The 213-nt window shown below is 37.6% G+C and carries 1 protein-coding gene; it reads right to left on the minus strand.

Annotation, left to right across the window (positions count from 1 at the left end; genetic code table 11):
- Positions 1-28 precede the first annotated feature (28 nt).
- Positions 29-213: hypothetical protein (locus tag V6256_RS15960; protein ID WP_341599183.1), on the minus strand; the 185-nt coding region annotated here is incomplete at its 5' end.

Below are 213 nucleotides of genomic sequence, written 5' to 3' on the forward strand. Positions count from 1 at the left end.
CTGTTCGATTGACCGCCCACACTTCTACCTAAATGGACACATGAACAATGGTTTTAGCAAATATTAAGGCTTCAATACAGACAACAGTCGCGATATCTAAGACTGCCTGTTTAGTCATATTAAGCACTTGAATCGTGGTATTAGCGGTTAAAAATTGTTGCTGTAGTTCAGCACTAGCACCTAATTTTTTTGCGATATTTGATAATTGCTCAA

The organism is Psychromonas aquatilis, from assembly GCF_038155185.1.
Classification (GTDB): domain Bacteria; phylum Pseudomonadota; class Gammaproteobacteria; order Enterobacterales; family Psychromonadaceae; genus Psychromonas; species Psychromonas aquatilis.